The organism is Oxalobacter formigenes (genome assembly GCF_002127965.1).
Classification (GTDB): Bacteria; Pseudomonadota; Gammaproteobacteria; order Burkholderiales; family Burkholderiaceae_D; genus Oxalobacter; species Oxalobacter formigenes.
This window is the reverse complement of the sequence record NZ_CP018787.1, coordinates 623,783-640,635: the sequence shown is the minus strand read 5'-3', so window position 1 is coordinate 640,635 and position 16,853 is coordinate 623,783. Positions and strand designations below refer to the sequence as shown.

At 46.5% G+C, this 16,853-nt stretch carries 12 protein-coding genes, 1 tRNA gene and 1 pseudogene; 7 read left to right on the top strand and 7 right to left on the bottom strand.

The window, feature by feature from the left end; genetic code table 11:
• Window positions 1-897 (top strand): radical SAM protein, encoded by an 897-nt coding sequence (locus BRW83_RS03120; RefSeq protein ID WP_005881625.1) that lies wholly within the window; start codon window positions 1-3, stop codon window positions 895-897.
• A gap of 330 nt (window positions 898-1,227) precedes the next feature.
• Here the strand turns inward: BRW83_RS03120 and BRW83_RS03115 are convergent, their stop codons facing one another.
• The 5 genes and pseudogenes from BRW83_RS03115 to BRW83_RS12110 form a co-directional block, all read right to left on the bottom strand.
• Window positions 1,228-1,788 carry an acetate uptake transporter gene (locus BRW83_RS03115; protein WP_005881627.1) on the bottom strand — a complete coding sequence of 187 codons (561 nt, stop codon included), beginning with the start codon at window positions 1,786-1,788 and terminating at the stop codon, window positions 1,228-1,230.
• Between the two features lie 495 nt (window positions 1,789-2,283).
• Complete coding sequence (locus tag BRW83_RS03110; RefSeq protein ID WP_081442203.1) at window positions 2,284-3,201, bottom strand: GGDEF domain-containing protein; 918 nt, start codon at window positions 3,199-3,201, stop codon at window positions 2,284-2,286.
• Window positions 3,135-5,177 (bottom strand): bifunctional diguanylate cyclase/phosphodiesterase, encoded by a 2,043-nt coding sequence (locus BRW83_RS03105; protein WP_005881629.1) that lies wholly within the window; start codon window positions 5,175-5,177, stop codon window positions 3,135-3,137. Before BRW83_RS03105 ends, BRW83_RS03110 begins: the two co-directional genes overlap by 67 nt.
• Before the next feature lie 338 nt (window positions 5,178-5,515).
• Entirely contained in the window at window positions 5,516-6,601 is a 1,086-nt protein-coding gene (locus BRW83_RS03100) for a GntR family transcriptional regulator (protein ID WP_231284510.1), read from the bottom strand.
• 135 nt (window positions 6,602-6,736) lie between these two features.
• Window positions 6,737-6,928 (bottom strand): annotated as a pseudogene (locus tag BRW83_RS12110) (winged helix-turn-helix domain-containing protein); the annotation flags it as partial.
• Window positions 6,929-7,113: 185 nt separating this feature from the next.
• On the opposite strand from BRW83_RS12110, the gene BRW83_RS03095 reads away from it, so the two are divergent.
• Window positions 7,114-9,534 (top strand): hybrid sensor histidine kinase/response regulator, encoded by a 2,421-nt coding sequence (locus BRW83_RS03095; protein ID WP_196793289.1) that lies wholly within the window; start codon window positions 7,114-7,116, stop codon window positions 9,532-9,534.
• Between the two features lie 29 nt (window positions 9,535-9,563).
• Here BRW83_RS03095 and BRW83_RS03090 read toward each other — a convergent pair whose 3' ends face one another.
• Window positions 9,564-10,712 (bottom strand): alpha/beta hydrolase, encoded by a 1,149-nt coding sequence (locus BRW83_RS03090; protein ID WP_005881635.1) that lies wholly within the window; start codon window positions 10,710-10,712, stop codon window positions 9,564-9,566.
• A gap of 375 nt (window positions 10,713-11,087) precedes the next feature.
• On the opposite strand from BRW83_RS03090, the gene putP reads away from it, so the two are divergent.
• Window positions 11,088-12,617, top strand: coding sequence for a sodium/proline symporter PutP (putP, locus tag BRW83_RS03085; protein ID WP_036603171.1), 1,530 nt, complete (start codon window positions 11,088-11,090; stop codon window positions 12,615-12,617).
• Between the two features lie 897 nt (window positions 12,618-13,514).
• Here the strand turns inward: putP and BRW83_RS03075 are convergent.
• A tRNA-Met gene (locus BRW83_RS03075) sits at window positions 13,515-13,591 on the bottom strand.
• Window positions 13,592-13,851: 260 nt separating this feature from the next.
• On the opposite strand from BRW83_RS03075, the gene BRW83_RS03070 reads away from it, so the two are divergent.
• The 4 genes from BRW83_RS03070 to BRW83_RS03055 all read left to right on the top strand — a co-directional run bounded on the left by BRW83_RS03070 (window position 13,852) and on the right by BRW83_RS03055 (window position 16,852).
• Complete coding sequence (locus tag BRW83_RS03070) at window positions 13,852-14,409, top strand: NUDIX hydrolase (protein ID WP_005881641.1); 558 nt, start codon at window positions 13,852-13,854, stop codon at window positions 14,407-14,409.
• Window positions 14,410-14,455: 46 nt separating this feature from the next.
• Window positions 14,456-14,881 carry a TIR domain-containing protein gene (locus BRW83_RS03065; RefSeq protein WP_005881643.1) on the top strand — a complete coding sequence of 142 codons (426 nt, stop codon included), beginning with the start codon at window positions 14,456-14,458 and terminating at the stop codon, window positions 14,879-14,881.
• Window positions 14,882-14,955: 74 nt separating this feature from the next.
• Window positions 14,956-15,699: a leucyl/phenylalanyl-tRNA--protein transferase gene (gene aat / locus BRW83_RS03060; protein ID WP_086131737.1), complete on the top strand. Its 744-nt coding sequence runs from the start codon at window positions 14,956-14,958 to the stop codon at window positions 15,697-15,699.
• 115 nt (window positions 15,700-15,814) lie between these two features.
• Window positions 15,815-16,852 (top strand): quinone-dependent dihydroorotate dehydrogenase, encoded by a 1,038-nt coding sequence (locus BRW83_RS03055; protein ID WP_186447521.1) that lies wholly within the window; start codon window positions 15,815-15,817, stop codon window positions 16,850-16,852.
• Window position 16,853: the final 1 nt, after the last annotated feature.

The window sequence follows — 16,853 nt, the reverse complement described above, 5'->3', positions numbered from 1 at the left end:
ATGCCATACGCTCCAGTCAGTTACGTCGACCCTGTCTTTCGCCCACCCAGTGAAGCCAATTCGCTGATTCTTCAGGTGACGAATGGATGCAGCTGGAACAAATGCACGTATTGCGACATGTACACCCAGCCGCAAAAACGTTTTTCCGTCAAACCGGAAGAAGACGTTATAAAAGAAATCGAATGGTTCAGCCGGAATTATTCCGGCATACAACGGGTTTTTCTGGCTGACGGAGACGTGATTTCCCTGTCACCCAGAAGGCTTTTGAATATCCTGAACGCCATTCGTGAATATCTGCCGAATGTTACGCGGGTGGCGTCATATTGTTCGCCCCGTAATGTTTCCAATAAATCCGACGCCGACCTCAAAGCCTTGTATGATGCAGGACTGAAACTGGTCTATGTCGGCGCAGAATCCGGAGACGATTTCGTATTGAAAAGCATCAACAAGGGAGATACCCACGACTCCGTCGTCGATTCATTGAACCGGCTCGCCGATGCCGGCATCAAGCGTTCCGTCATGATCATCAATGGCGCCGGAGGCACCCGTTTCTCGGAACAGCATGCCCTGAATTCGGCGCTTCTGGCAAACAAGACCCAGCCGGAATTTCTGGCGACACTTGTCCTGAATCTTCCGCACGGTGAAGATCGTTACCAGAAGGGATATGAGGGACAATTCATCAGGATGTCGCAATATGAGCGTTTTAAGGAAGTACGGCAATTCATTGACGCGCTTGAGCTGAAGTCGACTATTTTCAGAAGCGATCACGCGTCCAACCAGCTGGTTCTTCGTGGTGTCCTGAACAAGGACAAGGAAAAACTGTTAAAACAGATCGATACGGCAATTGAAAAGCCACAGGAAGCTCATTTGCGAGCAGAATGGATCAGGCCTTTTTAGATTATCCTGTTCTCCTGTTTCAAACCACTTCGGCATGTTTCGTTTTCTGGTGACAACGGATGAAAGCATTTGAATGGCATCTGTTGTTTCTTCTGACGAAACGTATGCCATTATCATGTTTCATTCCCTGATTTTTTCTGAATGGAATCAGCCAGGTTAAACAATATGTTTAATCCGGTGCACTCTATTTGTTACGCGCCTGTAAACCGTTTTCATTGAAAACGAAAAGACCCTGAACTATCGCTCAGGGTCTTCTTCACAGAAACGGAAAACGGAAAATCGGAATCGTCATTCCCGAAATCGGGTTACAGACGACCGGTCTGAAATTTACTACAAAGGTAAAACGGTCCGCTCGTAGCGTTCGTTCAGAATAAGCGCAGAAGCTTCATAAAAAGCGAACCCTCCACACAGTATCCCGACATAACCGGCAAGCGTATGCAGGAAATGGCTTTCCATGAAATTGGCGAACGCCAGCATGAAAAACAGAACGACAAGCGTCCCGAAAATACATTTTCCAATCGTATTGCCTCTTAGCGTACACAGGAAAAGTACTGTCGTGAACAGCCCCCACATCGTGAGATACCATCCCATTGAAACGGGATCAGCCGATGTCAGGCCCGCATGAGGCGCAACCCAGATGAAAATCAGGGTCAGCCAGAATGAACCATAAGATATAAAAGCCAGGGCACCGAAACCATTGGCTCGTCGCCATTCAAGGATTCCGGCAATAATCTGGGCGATTCCTCCAAAAAATACGCCCATACTCATAATCATTACACTTAAAGAAAAGAAACCCGCATTCTGGATATTCAGCAATATCGTTGTCATTGCAAATCCAAAAAGCCCTAGTGGGGCTGCGTTGGCAAAAATTTGATTTTGTCTTGTTTTCATTGGGTCAATTATCGAGCAAAAAAATGATACAAAATTTTTCCGTTTCTGCAAAAAAATTCCATGTTCTCCTTTCTTTGAGCAAGGATTCATTCTGGGAAAAAATCCCGATACACGCTTTAAAATGTGCACGCAATTTTCAGCTTGCCGATTGCAATCAAGAAAATAAAAGTCATGTTATAAGAAATCAGGATTAGTTTTATATTGCCAAAAAGTAACACTACGTTATCCTTGCGAATTTCTTTTTATTAACATTTATTGCCAAGATAAAAATCGAGCGAGCACTCTACCATAACTTTCTGAATTTTGTTAAAAATTTTCTCCCCGTCAAAAAATGACCATAAAAATAGTCAAAGGATGATTGGGAATGGAAATATTGAATGGCAGAAAATATGAAAAAACACGCCGGATGTGTCTGGTACCACATCCGGCGTGTCTTGTCATGAAATGAGGAAACAATTCTGAAAGTGAAATCCAGTTACGTAAGATACCGGCTTTTTACAGCAAGAGACTTTTATCGTGTCGTGGCAGTTCAGCTGTTTCTTCAATAGCCCTACGGCGACGGTCCAGCAAAATGAAACGGTTTCTGCCGTTTCTCTTGGCATCATAAAGCGCTTTATCGGCTCTGCTTAACAACTGTTCGCAATTCAGACATGACGGGTCCCAGAAAACGCCCCCTGCACTGATGGTGACAGGAAAGACAAAACCGCCCGTATTCATTATCGTACCCGATACCTTTTCAACGATTTTTTTCATCAGGGTATTGACTTCTTCCCAGTTGACATCGTCCAGCAGAATGATGAATTCATCGCCACCGTAACGCCCCATCTCGGCACCTTCCGGCAGCAGTGTCCTGATCATGGAAATCTTGTTTTGCAGAGTGGCGTCGCCTGCCTGATGTCCATATGTATCGTTGATGTTTTTGAAATTGTCAAAATCCAGCATGACAAGCGCAAAAACATCACTCTTTTTAAGTTGCCTGAATCGGGATTTAAGAGATTGCATGAAAGCAACCCGGCTTGACGTACCGGTGAGGGAATCGTAATACGCAAGTTGTTTCAGGCCGGTATTCTGTTCAATTGTTTGCACCAGTTCTCTCAGATCCCTGCAATAAGCCGCTATGGCATCGTTCCCCTGATAGGAAACGCGCACAAGGGTCATATCGCATGGAATCAGTTCACTCTGTTTATTACAGAAAGTCCATTTGAATACGCTTCTTCCTTCCGAAAATGCCTCCCGGATTTTCTGGCGCATCAAATCCTTGCTGCGCCCACTGTCCGGCTGGTAAACAGGCGAAAATTCATCATAACGATTCAGAATATCCGATTCGTTTTCCACGGCAAACATTCTCACCGCTTCCTGATTACAGGTGATAAGTTGCAGGTCTTTATTCCACAGCAGACATGACAGGGGCATTGCATCCAGCGAAAAACAGCTCTTCCTGTTTCCAGCGCTTCCTTGATTTTGGCCGGGGCCATGATGTCAGAACGTTCGCCATTCGGCTGGAATTCAGGTGACAGCTCAAAGAACCGCTCCAGATATTCGTTCTCATCGCGCAAGCCGAACAATTTCACGGCTTCCTTGTTGCAGACAATATTTTCGAAATTCTGGTTCCACAAGTTAAGGCAAAGCGGGGTTGCATCCGCCAGCAACTGGAGCAATTCCTTGTCACCCAGAATTTTCTTGATCGTGGCAGCCTTGTCCTGACGCACCAGAAGCATACTGCCATCAAACGGCTTGACGACAAATGTACTGAAAAACTGTTTTTCCGGTACCGGTTTTGAAACGTAAAACCCTTGAATCGTATCGGCATAGAGCCGGTTGACCATATTCAGCTCTGCCCCCGTTTCCACGCCTTCGATACAGACCTTCATACCGACGTTATGGCACAAACGGATAACGGATTCGATAAAGTCCCTGTTATACCGGTCACTGTTGGAAGTCTTTACAAACAGGCGGTCGATTTTGACAATATCGACGTCAAAATCGGTCAATCGGCCCAGAGACGAATAGCCTGTCCCGAAATCGTCCATGGCCAGACGGATTTTCAACTGCTTCAGACGCTTCAAGGTATCGTTGATCCGCTCGCTGTCGGTGATGAAATAACTTTCCGTCAGCTCAAGAACGATATGCTTCGGCAAAAGCCTGTGTTCTTTCAAAAGCGCTTCGACCCTCGAACAGAAATTCTTGTCTCTTAACTGCAGATAGGAAACATTGACCTGCATGACGAAATCAGGAATATAAACCGTCCATTTTTTGCAAGCAATGATTGCCTGTTCCAGCACCCACCGGCCGACAGGAATGATCTGGTTGGATGACTCGAGAAGAGGAATGAATTCAACGGGGCTTAAGGCGCCACACGCCTCATTTTCAAAACGGAGCAATGCTTCTGCACCACAGACCCTCAATGTACTGGCATCGTTAACCGGTTGGAAAACAACTGAGAAACCTTCGAATCCAGAACGGATACTTTCCCCGAGAATCTGAATTTTTCGTTGTTCATCCAGCTGGAGCGACAACATCCCGGCTGAATAAAAGACACATTTGTCTTTCCCGTTCAGTTTGGCTTTCCTGAGAGCGACCGCTGCACATTTGAGCAAATCATCACCTTGCCCTCTTTGATCGGGGTACAAAACGGCACCTGCCGAAATCGTAAATTGGTAATGGACACCGTGACTGATGTAGACTTTACCGGTATACGACTGAACGTTTTCATAAAACCGCTCCAGCTTTTCCCGCGTCGCATCGGGATAGACAATGATGAACTGGTCTCCGTCAAACCGGCAAATCAATGCCGATTCCGGAAGCATATTCCGGATGTCCTGAGCGACATTACGCAGTACCAGATCACCGAAACTGTGATTGTTCAGGGTATTGATCATGGTGAAGTCGTCAATACCCAAAAGCATGATGCCTATAGGATGGCTGTCGTCCAGTTTCTGCATCCTGTCCATGTATTTCTCATGGGTATACAGACCGGTTACCAGATCGACCTTGCCACCGTTTTCGACTTTGCGCGCGATTCCAACGACTCGTTCGGGCCTTCCGGTACCGGCATTTTTCTTGACCCGAATGACTTCATGAATCCAGATCAGCTCACCGTTTTTCAGGCGAACCTGATATTCCTCATTCAATCGGTCTTTACGTCCCGAGACTAGATCATTGGCAGCTTTATAATATCTTTCCTGATCTTCCGGCTGTATCAGTTTCATCCAGGTTGGCAATAGGCCTGTGATTTGTTTATCAGGAAACCCGAAATCGTCCGCCATATTCTGGCTGACGGAAAAAATATCCTGTTCGATATCACCGATAAAATAATAATCCCCTGTACTTTCAGAGAGGACTTCCTGTAAAAAATCGTGATCCGTTATCTGCCTGAGTATTGTATCCATCGATGCCAGCCTTGCGGTTTTCCAAACCGCGACACCCTGTTGAAATTGAATGCTTCCTGAAACAAACCAGACTGTTTCAGATATTCGTATACTTTGATAGATTTTTTATCGAAGGAAGATGTATAAAACACTTGTTTTCATCTTGAGAACAACAACGCCCCGAGTACTGACAGAAAGTCATCCAGCTTCTTCAGATTACGGAAAAATCCATCATGAACTAGCTTGAAATCATATCATTGTTTAAACAATTTGTTTCTAACGGGAAATAAATTGTTTAAACAATGTTTGTAATCCAGGTTCTCCTTAATGGAACCTGGAAAATTCTTTCCCGTGAATTATTACGAAACCGGTGGCAACACCGGTAATTCGACATTTTTTGCCGCGTCGATACCAACAGAAATGATTTTCGTTCGGGAGGATACAAAAATGGCACGAACGATTTGTTCGAGTCCCCCGGCGAACAATCTTTCATCCCTATTATCGATGCCTTCAACGAGCATATCGACATAGTCATCCACTTGCAGACGAGGCTCGATGAAAATAAGTGGATATCCCCATAACAGAAGGTCTTGGAGCCGGAGATATATTTCGCAAATTGCAGAAAGGTTGCTGTTTTCAAGCAGAATCGAAAAACAGATCCCGCAAACGGCTTCGGTATATCCCGATTCTTTTGCCGCAAGAAGCTCTTTTCTGAGAAATGCCAGTCTTTCTTTGTCGATACGAGGAAATAATGCCTTTGCCACTGACGTGCAACTTATTGCAAAAATATGAAGTGCATAAAAATAGGTCATGATACTTTTGCGAACGGAAGGCTCGATCCATCTGATCTTTTTTCTTCCTTCGGCAATGGATAGAACTTTTGTCCCCTTTCCATTGATGGATTCCGTCACCCCCAGTTTGTTCAATAAACCGATCGCACGCCTGATGGTAATAATTGCAGAGGAAAATTCCTGTGAAAGGGTTTTGGGTGAAGGCAAAAAAGTATCGACCGGATATTTTTCACAATAAATTCGATAAATCAATTCCCGCGCGATGGAATGACAAATATCCGGCTTGCCCCATGTATACGCTTTTTTCAGATCTGCCTGGCACTTTCCACTTGCGTAATCCTTGTCGTATTCAAGATAAGCGGTATGAATCAAATCCCAAAGTTCTTTTTCTTCCCCCTTTCTTCGCAAGTCGATCATTTGCCGTAACTCGATCCCCAGTTTTTTATATTTTTCCCCCCACCCGGATTCGTTGAAAAACCGTAGAACATGAACAGGATAGGCATAAAGTATAGTGTCGGCGTACAAATCGTTTATAAGCGGATTATTCAATCGGCTTACAAGATAAAACAGATAATAAAGTGTCTGTTCGCCCAATACGTCGTCAAAACGATCGAGAATGACGCCAAGCCGATCCAGCTCCTTCGTGCTGCACAAGAAATAACCCTGGTAAAAAAAGGAAGGAATTAACAGATACAGGCTCTGAAAAAGATCCTGAAGTGTTTCTTTTTCAGCAAAAATTTCCTCGGGAGGTTTTCCGGAATTGACACGATCGAATATGACTACAGTACGCTTCCCTTGCGACCCGGTTACAAAACCTTTTTCTTTCAGAAGCCTGATTGCCTCACGAGACGTTATGGTCGAGACTCCAAACATTTCACTTAACCGGTAAATGGATGGAAGCGCTTTGCCTTTTGGGTAAAATCCAAAATAAATCCTTGCAAGAAGATAGCCATAGAGTAAAGCATACCTGTTCTTGTCCATTCCTTATAAGCCTCTCTTTTATCCCGCAAAAGTTATCGAATATGCCGTCATTTTTCAGTTAACCCTTTTTCTCCTGAGCTGACAGCCAGTTTTATCGTCATGATATTAAAAAAGCAAACTGTGATATTATGATAAAGGCAACTTTTTTTCCTTTTAACAAGATTTGGCCACTCCAGGAGAGGGCCATGCCGAAAATGGACGACAGTAAAAACAGAACAGGGATAGACGGTAATGAAGCAGTTGCCGATTATGAATATCACACCCTGATGCGTCTTTTGGGAGTCAGTGTCAGCAAGCATTTGCTGGATGAAAATTACACGCTGGTCTGGGCAAACGACTACTACTATCGACTTATCGGCTGGCCTAAAGAAGAATATGAAGCCAGGTTCCACAACCGGCCCGATCTCTATTACGCAAACCATCAGAAACAATGGAACGAACTTGTTGAAACGGTGACATCTACGATCAAGGCCGACCGCAATGGCTACAACCTTGTCACCACGATGCCCCGCAAGGATGGAAGCCATATATGGGTCAATATATCCAATGTGTTTTCAGACGAGTACGTAAACGGTTACCAGGTTTCCTACACTGTCATCACAAATATCGACGACCAGATCAGGATGCAGAAGGAACAGTCCGTCACTTATGACAATCTTCCGGGTTTTGTTGCACGGTTTCAGGTCAATGAAGAAGGCTTCCGCTTTCTTGGAGCCAATGAACGTTTCAGGGATTTCTTCGATAGCAGCGAGCAGGAAGGTCTGGCTTTCGGTCTTTCCAATGTAAACACGGAAAAAAACCGAAGAGTATATCTTCAAAACTTTTCGCGGATGCGCAGGGGAGAACGTGTTCATTTCACCCTTCAGGCAACGGATAAAACCGGTGGCAACTTGTGGTTTCAGGTCAATGCAAACTGTATCGACTGGATCAATGACAATCCTGTTTATCTTGTGATTTATATTGATATCACCGATATTACTGAACAGCGTGAACTGCAAAGACAACTCGAAGAACGTTCAGTCATGCTCCATGACGCCCTTCAGACAGCTGAACGGGCGAATCGTTCAAAATCGGAATTTCTTTCACGTATGAGTCATGACATCCGTACTCCGATGAACGCCATCATTGGCATGACAGCCATTGCCGGAACACATATCGACGACAGGGACAGGGTAAAGGACTGCCTCGGGAAAATAACTCTCTCCTCCAAACTGCTGCTGGGCCTGATCAATGAAGTTCTGGATATGTCGAGAATCGAAAGCGGCAATCTTGCTATTACAGAAGAAGAATTCTGCCTGAATGACATGCTGCAAAATCTGGTTACGATTCTGCAACCATCCGTTATGGCCAAGCAACATACTTTCGACATACGGGCCCATCATTTACGTCACGAAAATGTTATTGGCGACCCCCAGCATATCCAGCAAGTCTTTCTGAACATATTATCCAATGCCATTAAATACACGCCTGCCGGTGGAAAAATCATGTTCGACATCCGTGAAAAACCATCGAATACAGCTGGTTATGGTCTTTATGAATTTACGTTCGAAGATAACGGTTACGGAATGAAACCGGAATTCATTGAAAAACTATTTTCTCCCTTTGAACGCGCTGACGACGCCGATGTACTGGCTGTCCAGGGGACAGGACTCGGTATGGCGATAAGCCGGAATATCGTGAAACTGATAAATGGGGATATCAAGGTAAAAAGCACTTACCGGAAAGGTTCCACCTTTACAGTCGAACTCCCTCTTAAACTCCAGAATGAAAGCTCCGTCGATTACTGTCTTTTCATGAAAAATGCAATTCTGGTCGTGGATGATGACCGGATAGCCTGTGAAACGACTTGTGAGCGGCTCGATGAATTGGGAATCCGGAACGAATGGGTTCTTTCAGGTGAACAAGCCATTCAGAAAATAGCGGAAAAACATCAATCGGGGAAAGATTTTTCGATGGTCATCATCGATCTGAAAATGCCGAAAATGGATGGAATCGAAACGACAAGACTGATCCGGAAACAAATCGGCTCCGACATTCCCATTCTGCTTGCCTCAGCCTATGACTGGATGGAATACGAATCAAAGGCACTCGCTTCAGGCGCAAATGGTTTTCTGGTCAAACCCATGCTGAAATCCGCTCTTGCTTACGCGATCAAAAAACATGCCATGAAAGAAAATGAGCACGCGTCTGTCGTTGAATCCTCAAGACAAAAACGGGATTACAAGGGAAAAAAAGTATTACTGGTCGAAGATAACGAGCTGAACAGGGAAATAGCGGAAGTCATCCTTGCCGAGAGCGGCATCCGGGTTGAAACCGCCAAAAACGGGCAGGAAGCACTGGAAAGGTTCATGTCTTCATCTGAAGGATATTACGGACTGATTTTCATGGATTTGCAAATGCCGGTCATGGGAGGTCTGGAATCAACACGCAAAATCCGCAGTCTTTCAAGAAAAGACGCGCAAATAGTCCCGATTGTCGCGATGACAGCCAATGCTTTCAGGGAGGATGTGGAAGCAGCGAAGACAGCCGGAATGAACGAGCATCTGGCAAAACCGCTGGATATTGACCGTCTTCATCAAATACTGGACCGATTTATCAGCCGATAATCCCCATTATCGTTTTTATCTGCATTCACTCACTGAACGCCATTTTCCGACTTTTTCAAAACCCTGACGGACTCGTTCCCTGGACGAATGACAAATGACGGAGCCGGAAGCTGTTTCAGTACTTCCTGTTTTGCATGCAGGAATTTATGAGCGATGAAACTGTTGACTTCATTCCACGCTTCCCTGCTTTCCGGGGCAACGTCTCCCAGTATCTGGAAAACATGGAACATGCCAAAGTATCGTGTCAGCGTTGCATCGACACCGGCTTTCACGGCACTTTGATAAACCAGCTCGGAATCGCTTTCCAGTACCTCTTCCGTGCCCACCTGAATCAGCATGGGTGGAAATTTGTCATATTTCGCATATGCCGGCGACAAATAGGGATTTTTGAGATCCGTTTTTCCGACATAACTCAGGATGAAAGGCAAGACTTCCGGCATCACGCCGTCTTTGGGTGGCAAGTATTCGGGAGTATTGCCGAAAAGTGGATCAACCGTCATTTTTTCCATATGCGATTTCCCGCTTCCAGCCATATCGGTCCAGGGCGACATACAGACAATTGCACCCGGCAATTCTTTGCCCATGTCACGCAATTTCAGCGTCAGGGCCAGTGTCAGGTTACCGCCAGCGCTGTCGCCGACAATAAGAATGTCTTTCGGTTTGTAGCCTTTGGCAAGCAACCAGTTCCAGGCTTCAAACGCATCTTCGAGCGCGGACGGGAAAACATATTTCGGCGCAATCCGGTAATCGGGCATCAATACATCGGCGTTATCGGTCATTTTCGAATACCGGATTGCCATGTCACGATACATATTGGACAACTGGATAAGGTAAGCACCGCCGTGTAACAGCAGAACCGCTTTTCTGGAATGAGCACCTTCCTTGTGAAGCAATTCGGCCTTGAAATTGCTGAAAGCCACCTGATCAAGCTTATATCCTTTCGGTGCGTCCCATCCGGATTCACTGTCGATGAACGCTTTCATCTTGCGCAGGAAGTCATCCCCTTTCACACCGGGGATACTCGTCAACACCCGAATGCCATCACCTGCAAGACCAGATGACGCCGATTTCAGGGGGCCGTTTATTTCATCATAACGATAATAGCGTGTGGTATCTGCCGCCATACTGGAAGTGACACCAAACAGCAATGCCAGAAAACAGCCAGAAATTTTCATCATGATCCCTCGGGTGAATTCCAGAAACGGATAAAGACAGGATGTAACAAACCAGTGAATTCATCACAAGGTTTATACAAGCGCCTCACTCCAGCAAACCGCCGTCTGGATAAAAATTGTAGCATGGCAATTTATTAAGTTATGGCAATTTTACGGACCAACTACAGGCTTCATATTTCAAGCATATCTACATATAAATCGTTGTATGAATGACATATCCGGCAAGCCTTCTGAAATTGCTTTTTTCACAGGAAACCAGTTTTTATCCATGATTTTTTCTACTGCGAAAGATGAGAAAAACGCATTTCATACTGGCGTATTGGGCAATTATTTGGTCTAATGTTTCGTTTTACCCGATCAATATCCGGACAGTCAGGCATGAACGTCGATACACCGCTTTTAATTACTTTCATTGTTTATATCGTTGCAACAACCGGCATCGGTTTCATCGCATACCGTGCAACCCGGAATCTTTCCGATTACATTCTGGGCGGCCGCCGCCTTGGCAGTTTCGTCACGGCCATGTCTGCGGGTGCATCGGATATGAGCGGCTGGCTTCTCATGGGATTGCCCGGGGCCGTTTTCCTTTCCGGTCTGTCGGAAAGCTGGATTGCAATCGGGCTTGTCATCGGTGCATGGTTCAACTGGCTTCTGGTAGCCGGGCGGCTCCGTGTCCATACCGAATACTGTGGCAACGCACAAACACTGCCGGATTACCTGACCAACCGGTTCGAAGACACAAGTAAAGTTCTGCGTATTCTTTCCGCACTCGTCATCCTGATTTTCTTCACGATTTACTGCTCTTCAGGCATGGTGGCCGGTGCGCGTCTTTTTGAAAGTACTTTCGGCCTGTCCTACGATACGGCTCTGTGGATCGGCGCTTTCGCCACCATCACCTACGTCTTTATCGGTGGTTTTCTGGCAGTCAGCTGGACGGATACCGTTCAGGCGACCCTCATGATCTTTGCCCTGATGATTACACCGCTGTTTGCCATTCTGGCAATCGGCGATGTTCCAAGCGCGCTTTCCATGATCGAGATAGAAGCACCAGGCAAGCTGGATATGTTCAAGGGGCTGGATTTTATCGCCATTATTTCCCTTCTCGGGTGGGGACTGGGCTATTTCGGGCAACCGCACATTCTGGTGCGTTTCATGGCAGCCGATTCCGTCAAATCCATTCCCAAAGCCCGTCGTATCAGTATTACCTGGATGATTCTCTGCCTGACCGGCGCTGTGGCAACCGGCTTTTTCGGTATTGCCTATTTTTCAGACAACCCGGCTCTGGCTGGTGGCGTCATGCAAAACAATGAAGCCATCTTCATGGAACTGACCAAGATCCTGTTCAATCCGTGGATTGCCGGTATCGTTCTGTCCGCTATCATGGCAGCCGTCATGAGTACATTGAGCTGCCAGTTGCTGGTCTGTTCCAGCGCTCTGACTGAAGATTTTTACAGAGCATTCCTTCGCCCGAAAGCGTCACAAAAAGAACTTGTCTGGACCGGGCGCATCATGGTCATGCTGGTTTCTGTCGTTTCCATCATCATCGCATTCAATCCGAACAATAAGGTCTTGAGTCTCGTCGCCTATGCATGGGCCGGATTCGGTGCTGCGTTCGGTCCGGTGATCCTTCTCTCACTGATCTGGAAACGCATGACACGCAATGGCGCACTGGCTGGTATCTTCGTCGGCGCTGTTACTGTCATTCTCTGGAAAACATGTCTGGATTCCCTGGGTATTTATGAAATCATCCCGGGATTCATCTTCTGCGCCATCGCCATCATCGTCGTCAGCCTGCTCGGCAAAAAGCCGACAGAAACCATGACGACACAATTTGAAAAAGCGGACGAGGCTTATCATGAAGCGATGCTCGAGCTTCGCTCTTCCAGAACAGGCAAAACGGCAAAATAAAAAAACGATACGATTTAAAAAAAGCAATACATTTTTCAATCCGGATCAGCACTAAAAACCTGAAAAAAACGCCGCTGAAAATGCGCTTTCAGCGACGTTTTCATTCTTTGGTTGCGGGTACACGTATTGATCGGCCAAAGAATGAATGGATAATCACTGAAATGCCTGATCTTCGGATTGTTGATCAGGAAACATGGAACACTGTCAATCAGTGGATTCACAGCGGACGCGTCGGAAAAGTGAAAAAAGGCGGGCCGAACCGGACATACTTTGGCGGATTGATGAAATGTACGTACTGTGGCGGTTCTATAGTTGCCATCAATGCCACTCAATATGGATGTGCCGCGCATAAAGACAGGGGCACTGCGGCATGTCCCGGTATCAGTTTTCCACGTGAGTCCACAGATAAAACTCTGTTGGGTATTATCCAGAACGAAATACTGTCAGGGGCGTCCATTCGCCGGATCGAAAGCAAAGCAAAAAAGATGATTGCTGAACGTCCGCGGCGTGAAAGTCAAAAAGCGAAGTTGACACCCCTTGTTCGGCTGGAACAAATGGATAAAGAAATATCCCGACTGGTTGACGCTATTGCCGCAGTTGGAATTTCCGACGCACTCAAGGAGAAATTACAAAACGCTGAGACTGAGCGAAAAAACCTGCTGAGTATGCAAAACGAAAAACCGGCAGACGTTATCGTGAACTTCGACGAGGTGAGCAAACGAATAAAAAAATACGCAATGAATTGGAAAGAGGCTCTGGACGATGTTCAACAGGCCCGCAAAATATTGTCCGACCTGATGGGTAAAATTGAAATCAAGGTGAAGGATGACGGCATTTATGCCGAATACGACAACGCCGCCGAAAGACTTTTATCTTGCGACGGCGCATATATACCGGTGGTTGCGGGGGCAGGATTTGAACCTACGACCTTCGGGTTATGAGCCCGACGAGCTGCCAGACTGCTCCACCCCGCGTCTGTAAGCATTGGATTATAATGGAAACCCTCTATCATTACAAGGGTGAATAAGCACTTTGAGGGGCTTATTCACCCTTTTATTCGTTTTTTTCGTCCTTTTTGTCCATTTCATGGACATTCACTACCCTGTCTTTTGAAGTTTTCCAAAAGAGGGTAAGATGGCTCCCGTTCTGTCAAAGCTGTATCCGGCAAGTACTTACGTGCTTTATACTGTGACATCTATTTTTAAGATCAATATACCGGCAAGCGTTCCGATTCATGAAATTCTGTTCACAATGCGGCCATCCTGTCATTATCGACATTCCTCCTCTGGACAATATGCCGAGGCATGTTTGCCCCAACTGCAAAACGATTCATTATGAAAATCCCAAGATCGTCGTGTGCAGTATTCCTTCATGGGAATCGAAATCGCATGAAACATCGATCCTTTTGTGCCGCCGTGCCATAGCGCCTCGTCACGGGTTCTGGACACTGCCAGGTGGATTCATGGAAAATGACGAGACGACCGAACAGGCAGCTGTGCGTGAAACGCAGGAAGAAGCTGGAGCGAATGTCAAAATTTCAAAACTGTTTTCGCTGATGAACCTGCCGGTTTATCATCAGGTGCATCTTTTCTATCTGGCGCAGCTTGAAAATACGGAATTTTCGCCGGGTGAAGAAACACTTGAAACCCGATTGTTCCGCGAAAGTGACATTCCCTGGGATAATCTGGCTTTTTCAACGATAAAATATGCGTTGAAATTTTATCTGGAAGACAGAAAGAAGATTCTGAATGGCGGCCATTTCGGTTTCCATACATTGGACTTGCCCAAATAACCGGCCTGACCGGTTGATTGTTATAACGAACTGGAGATTGTAATTTATGGCGACGTACCCCATTTTTCTCAGCTACAGCTGGGCTGAGCAGGACGGCACTGAAAGAATAACGAGTCTGATGGAAAATTACCGCCTGAGAACAGAAGATTTCGCTTATGAATATTACAGCGTATCGAAAGACGACCCGGTCCAGTTCCTGCCTTCCAACAAGGCCCTTGCCAGTGCTATCGAAACACAGATGAAACAGTGTTCCTGCCTGATCATTCTGGCTGGCGTTTATGAAGAATTTACACGCTGGATCAATCTGGAGCTGGACGCAGCAAAAAAACTGAAAATTCCCGTCATTCTGGTTGAAGCGGTCAGTCCGAAACATACGAATTTCAAGGAAAAAAGAGCGGCTTGCGCGACGGTGAAATGGGATGTTCAGGAACTCGGCGACGCCATCGTCAAACACGCAAAAATGAAGAAATAGGCTTTATCGAGCCGATTCCGGACTGACCGGAAATGAAAAGAATTATCGGCACGATTTCAAACTGACGACACTCAATGATTCCCTGGCTAAAAGAGGTTGATCCCTTTCCGGACGTTTCCGATGCACTGGATGAAACGACCGGTTTTCCCGGCTTGCTGGCCGCCGGAGCGGATCTGTCACCTGAGCGACTTGTCAAAGCCTACAGGCAGGGTATTTTCCCCTGGTTTTCAGAGGGCCAGCCGATTTTATGGTGGAGTACCGATCCCAGAATGGTCTTGCCGACTGACGAGTTTGTCGTTTCCTGCAGCCTGAAAAAAAAGCTGAAACAAATTCATAAAAGCATCCATTCCGATGGCCATTGGAAACTGACTTTCGACACGGCTTTTATCCGGGTCATTCTGGAATGCGCCGGACCAAGAAGGAATGCCGACGGTACATGGATCACGGAAGAAATCATCCGGAGTTATGTGGCGCTGCATAAAATGGGCATCGCGCATTCCTCAGAGTTATGGTTCGACAACCAGCTGGTCGGAGGAGCATATGGAATCTGTCTGGGAAAAATGTTTTATGGCGAATCGATGTTTGCCCGTGTCAGCGATGCATCCAAGGTCGCTCTGGCCCATCTGGTTTTCTTTCTCAGGCAAAATGGCGTCGAGCTGATCGATTGCCAACAGGAAACACCTCATCTCGCTTCTCTTGGCGCGCACCCGGTTTCCCGCAAGCGATTCAACGAACATCTGTCTCGAGTCGTCGATTTGCCGACGATTTCTTCCTGGGACACAAGCACAAACTGCCCGCTCTGCCATTTCCCTGAATAAAACCCATGAAGTATAAAAGGGTTACTTACGATACAATATTCACATACTGGAATACGCAATCGATGGATTGCCGTTTTGATCAACCGGGTTAACCTGTCGATAAAGTGAGATCATGATCCCAAATTTTATGTATGCCGCGATCCGGCCATTTCTGTTTTCTCTGGACCCGGAAAACGCTCATCATTTTACGATCTCGTCCATGAAGATGGCTTCTTCAATGGGCCTGACCGCCATGGCACCGTCAGTATCCCCTTCACCACGCGAAGTCATGGGTCTGACATTTCCGAATCCTGTCGGGCTGGCAGCCGGGCTGGATAAAAACGGGGATTGTATTGATGGACTGGCGTCTCTCGGATTCGGCTTTCTGGAACTGGGGACGGTCACCCCGAAACCGCAGCCCGGGAATCCCAAGCCACGGATGTTCCGCATGCCGAAAGCGGAAGGCCTGATCAACCGGATGGGATTCAATAATGAAGGCGTTGACGTTCTGGTTGAAAATGTCAAAAAATCGCGTTTTCATCAGGAGAAAAAAGGCATCTTGGGTCTGAATATCGGCAAAAACGCCATTACGCCGATTGAAAATGCCGTCGACGATTATCTGATCTGTCTCGAAAAGGTCTATCCGGTCGCCGATTATATCGCCATCAATATTTCATCGCCGAACACAAAAAACCTGAGACAGTTGCAAGGGGAATCCGAACTGGACAATCTGCTTTCCCAACTGAAAGCTGCCCAGAGTCGATTATCAGACCAGCATTCCCGTTATGTTCCACTGGCATTGAAAATCGCACCGGATATGGACGACAATCAGGTCAAGAACATTGCCGATGCGCTGATACGCCATAAAATCGACGGCGTCATCGCTACCAATACGACGATCACCCGGGATGCCGTAAAAGACCTGCCTTATGCACAGGAAGCCGGAGGCCTTTCCGGTGCGCCCGTCCGCGATGTATCCACACACGTGATCCGTTTGCTGAAGCAGGAACTGGGCGACGCCCTGCCGATTATCGGTGTCGGCGGCATTCTTTCCGGGGAAGATGCAAAGGAAAAAATGGAAGCGGGTGCATCACTCGTTCAGGTATTGACCGGTATGATTTATTCCGGGCCGGGACTGGTGCGTGAATGCGTGCAGGCCCTGAGAAGAGAATAAA

Coding starts and splice junctions, on each gene's coding strand:
- BRW83_RS03090 (WP_005881635.1), bottom strand. CDS start 10,712: ATGATGAAAATTTCTGGCTGTTTTCTGGCATTGCTGTTTGGTGTCACT.
- BRW83_RS03065 (WP_005881643.1), top strand. CDS start 14,456: ATGGCGACGTACCCCATTTTTCTCAGCTACAGCTGGGCTGAGCAGGAC.
- BRW83_RS03115 (WP_005881627.1), bottom strand. CDS start 1,788: ATGAAAACAAGACAAAATCAAATTTTTGCCAACGCAGCCCCACTAGGG.
- BRW83_RS03105 (WP_005881629.1), bottom strand. CDS start 5,177: ATGGATACAATACTCAGGCAGATAACGGATCACGATTTTTTACAGGAA.
- BRW83_RS03095 (WP_196793289.1), top strand. CDS start 7,114: ATGCCGAAAATGGACGACAGTAAAAACAGAACAGGGATAGACGGTAAT.
- putP (WP_036603171.1), top strand. CDS start 11,088: ATGAACGTCGATACACCGCTTTTAATTACTTTCATTGTTTATATCGTT.
- BRW83_RS03120 (WP_005881625.1), top strand. CDS start 1: ATGCCATACGCTCCAGTCAGTTACGTCGACCCTGTCTTTCGCCCACCC.
- BRW83_RS03070 (WP_005881641.1), top strand. CDS start 13,852: ATGAAATTCTGTTCACAATGCGGCCATCCTGTCATTATCGACATTCCT.
- aat (WP_086131737.1), top strand. CDS start 14,956: ATGATTCCCTGGCTAAAAGAGGTTGATCCCTTTCCGGACGTTTCCGAT.
- BRW83_RS03110 (WP_081442203.1), bottom strand. CDS start 3,201: ATGCCCCTGTCATGTCTGCTGTGGAATAAAGACCTGCAACTTATCACC.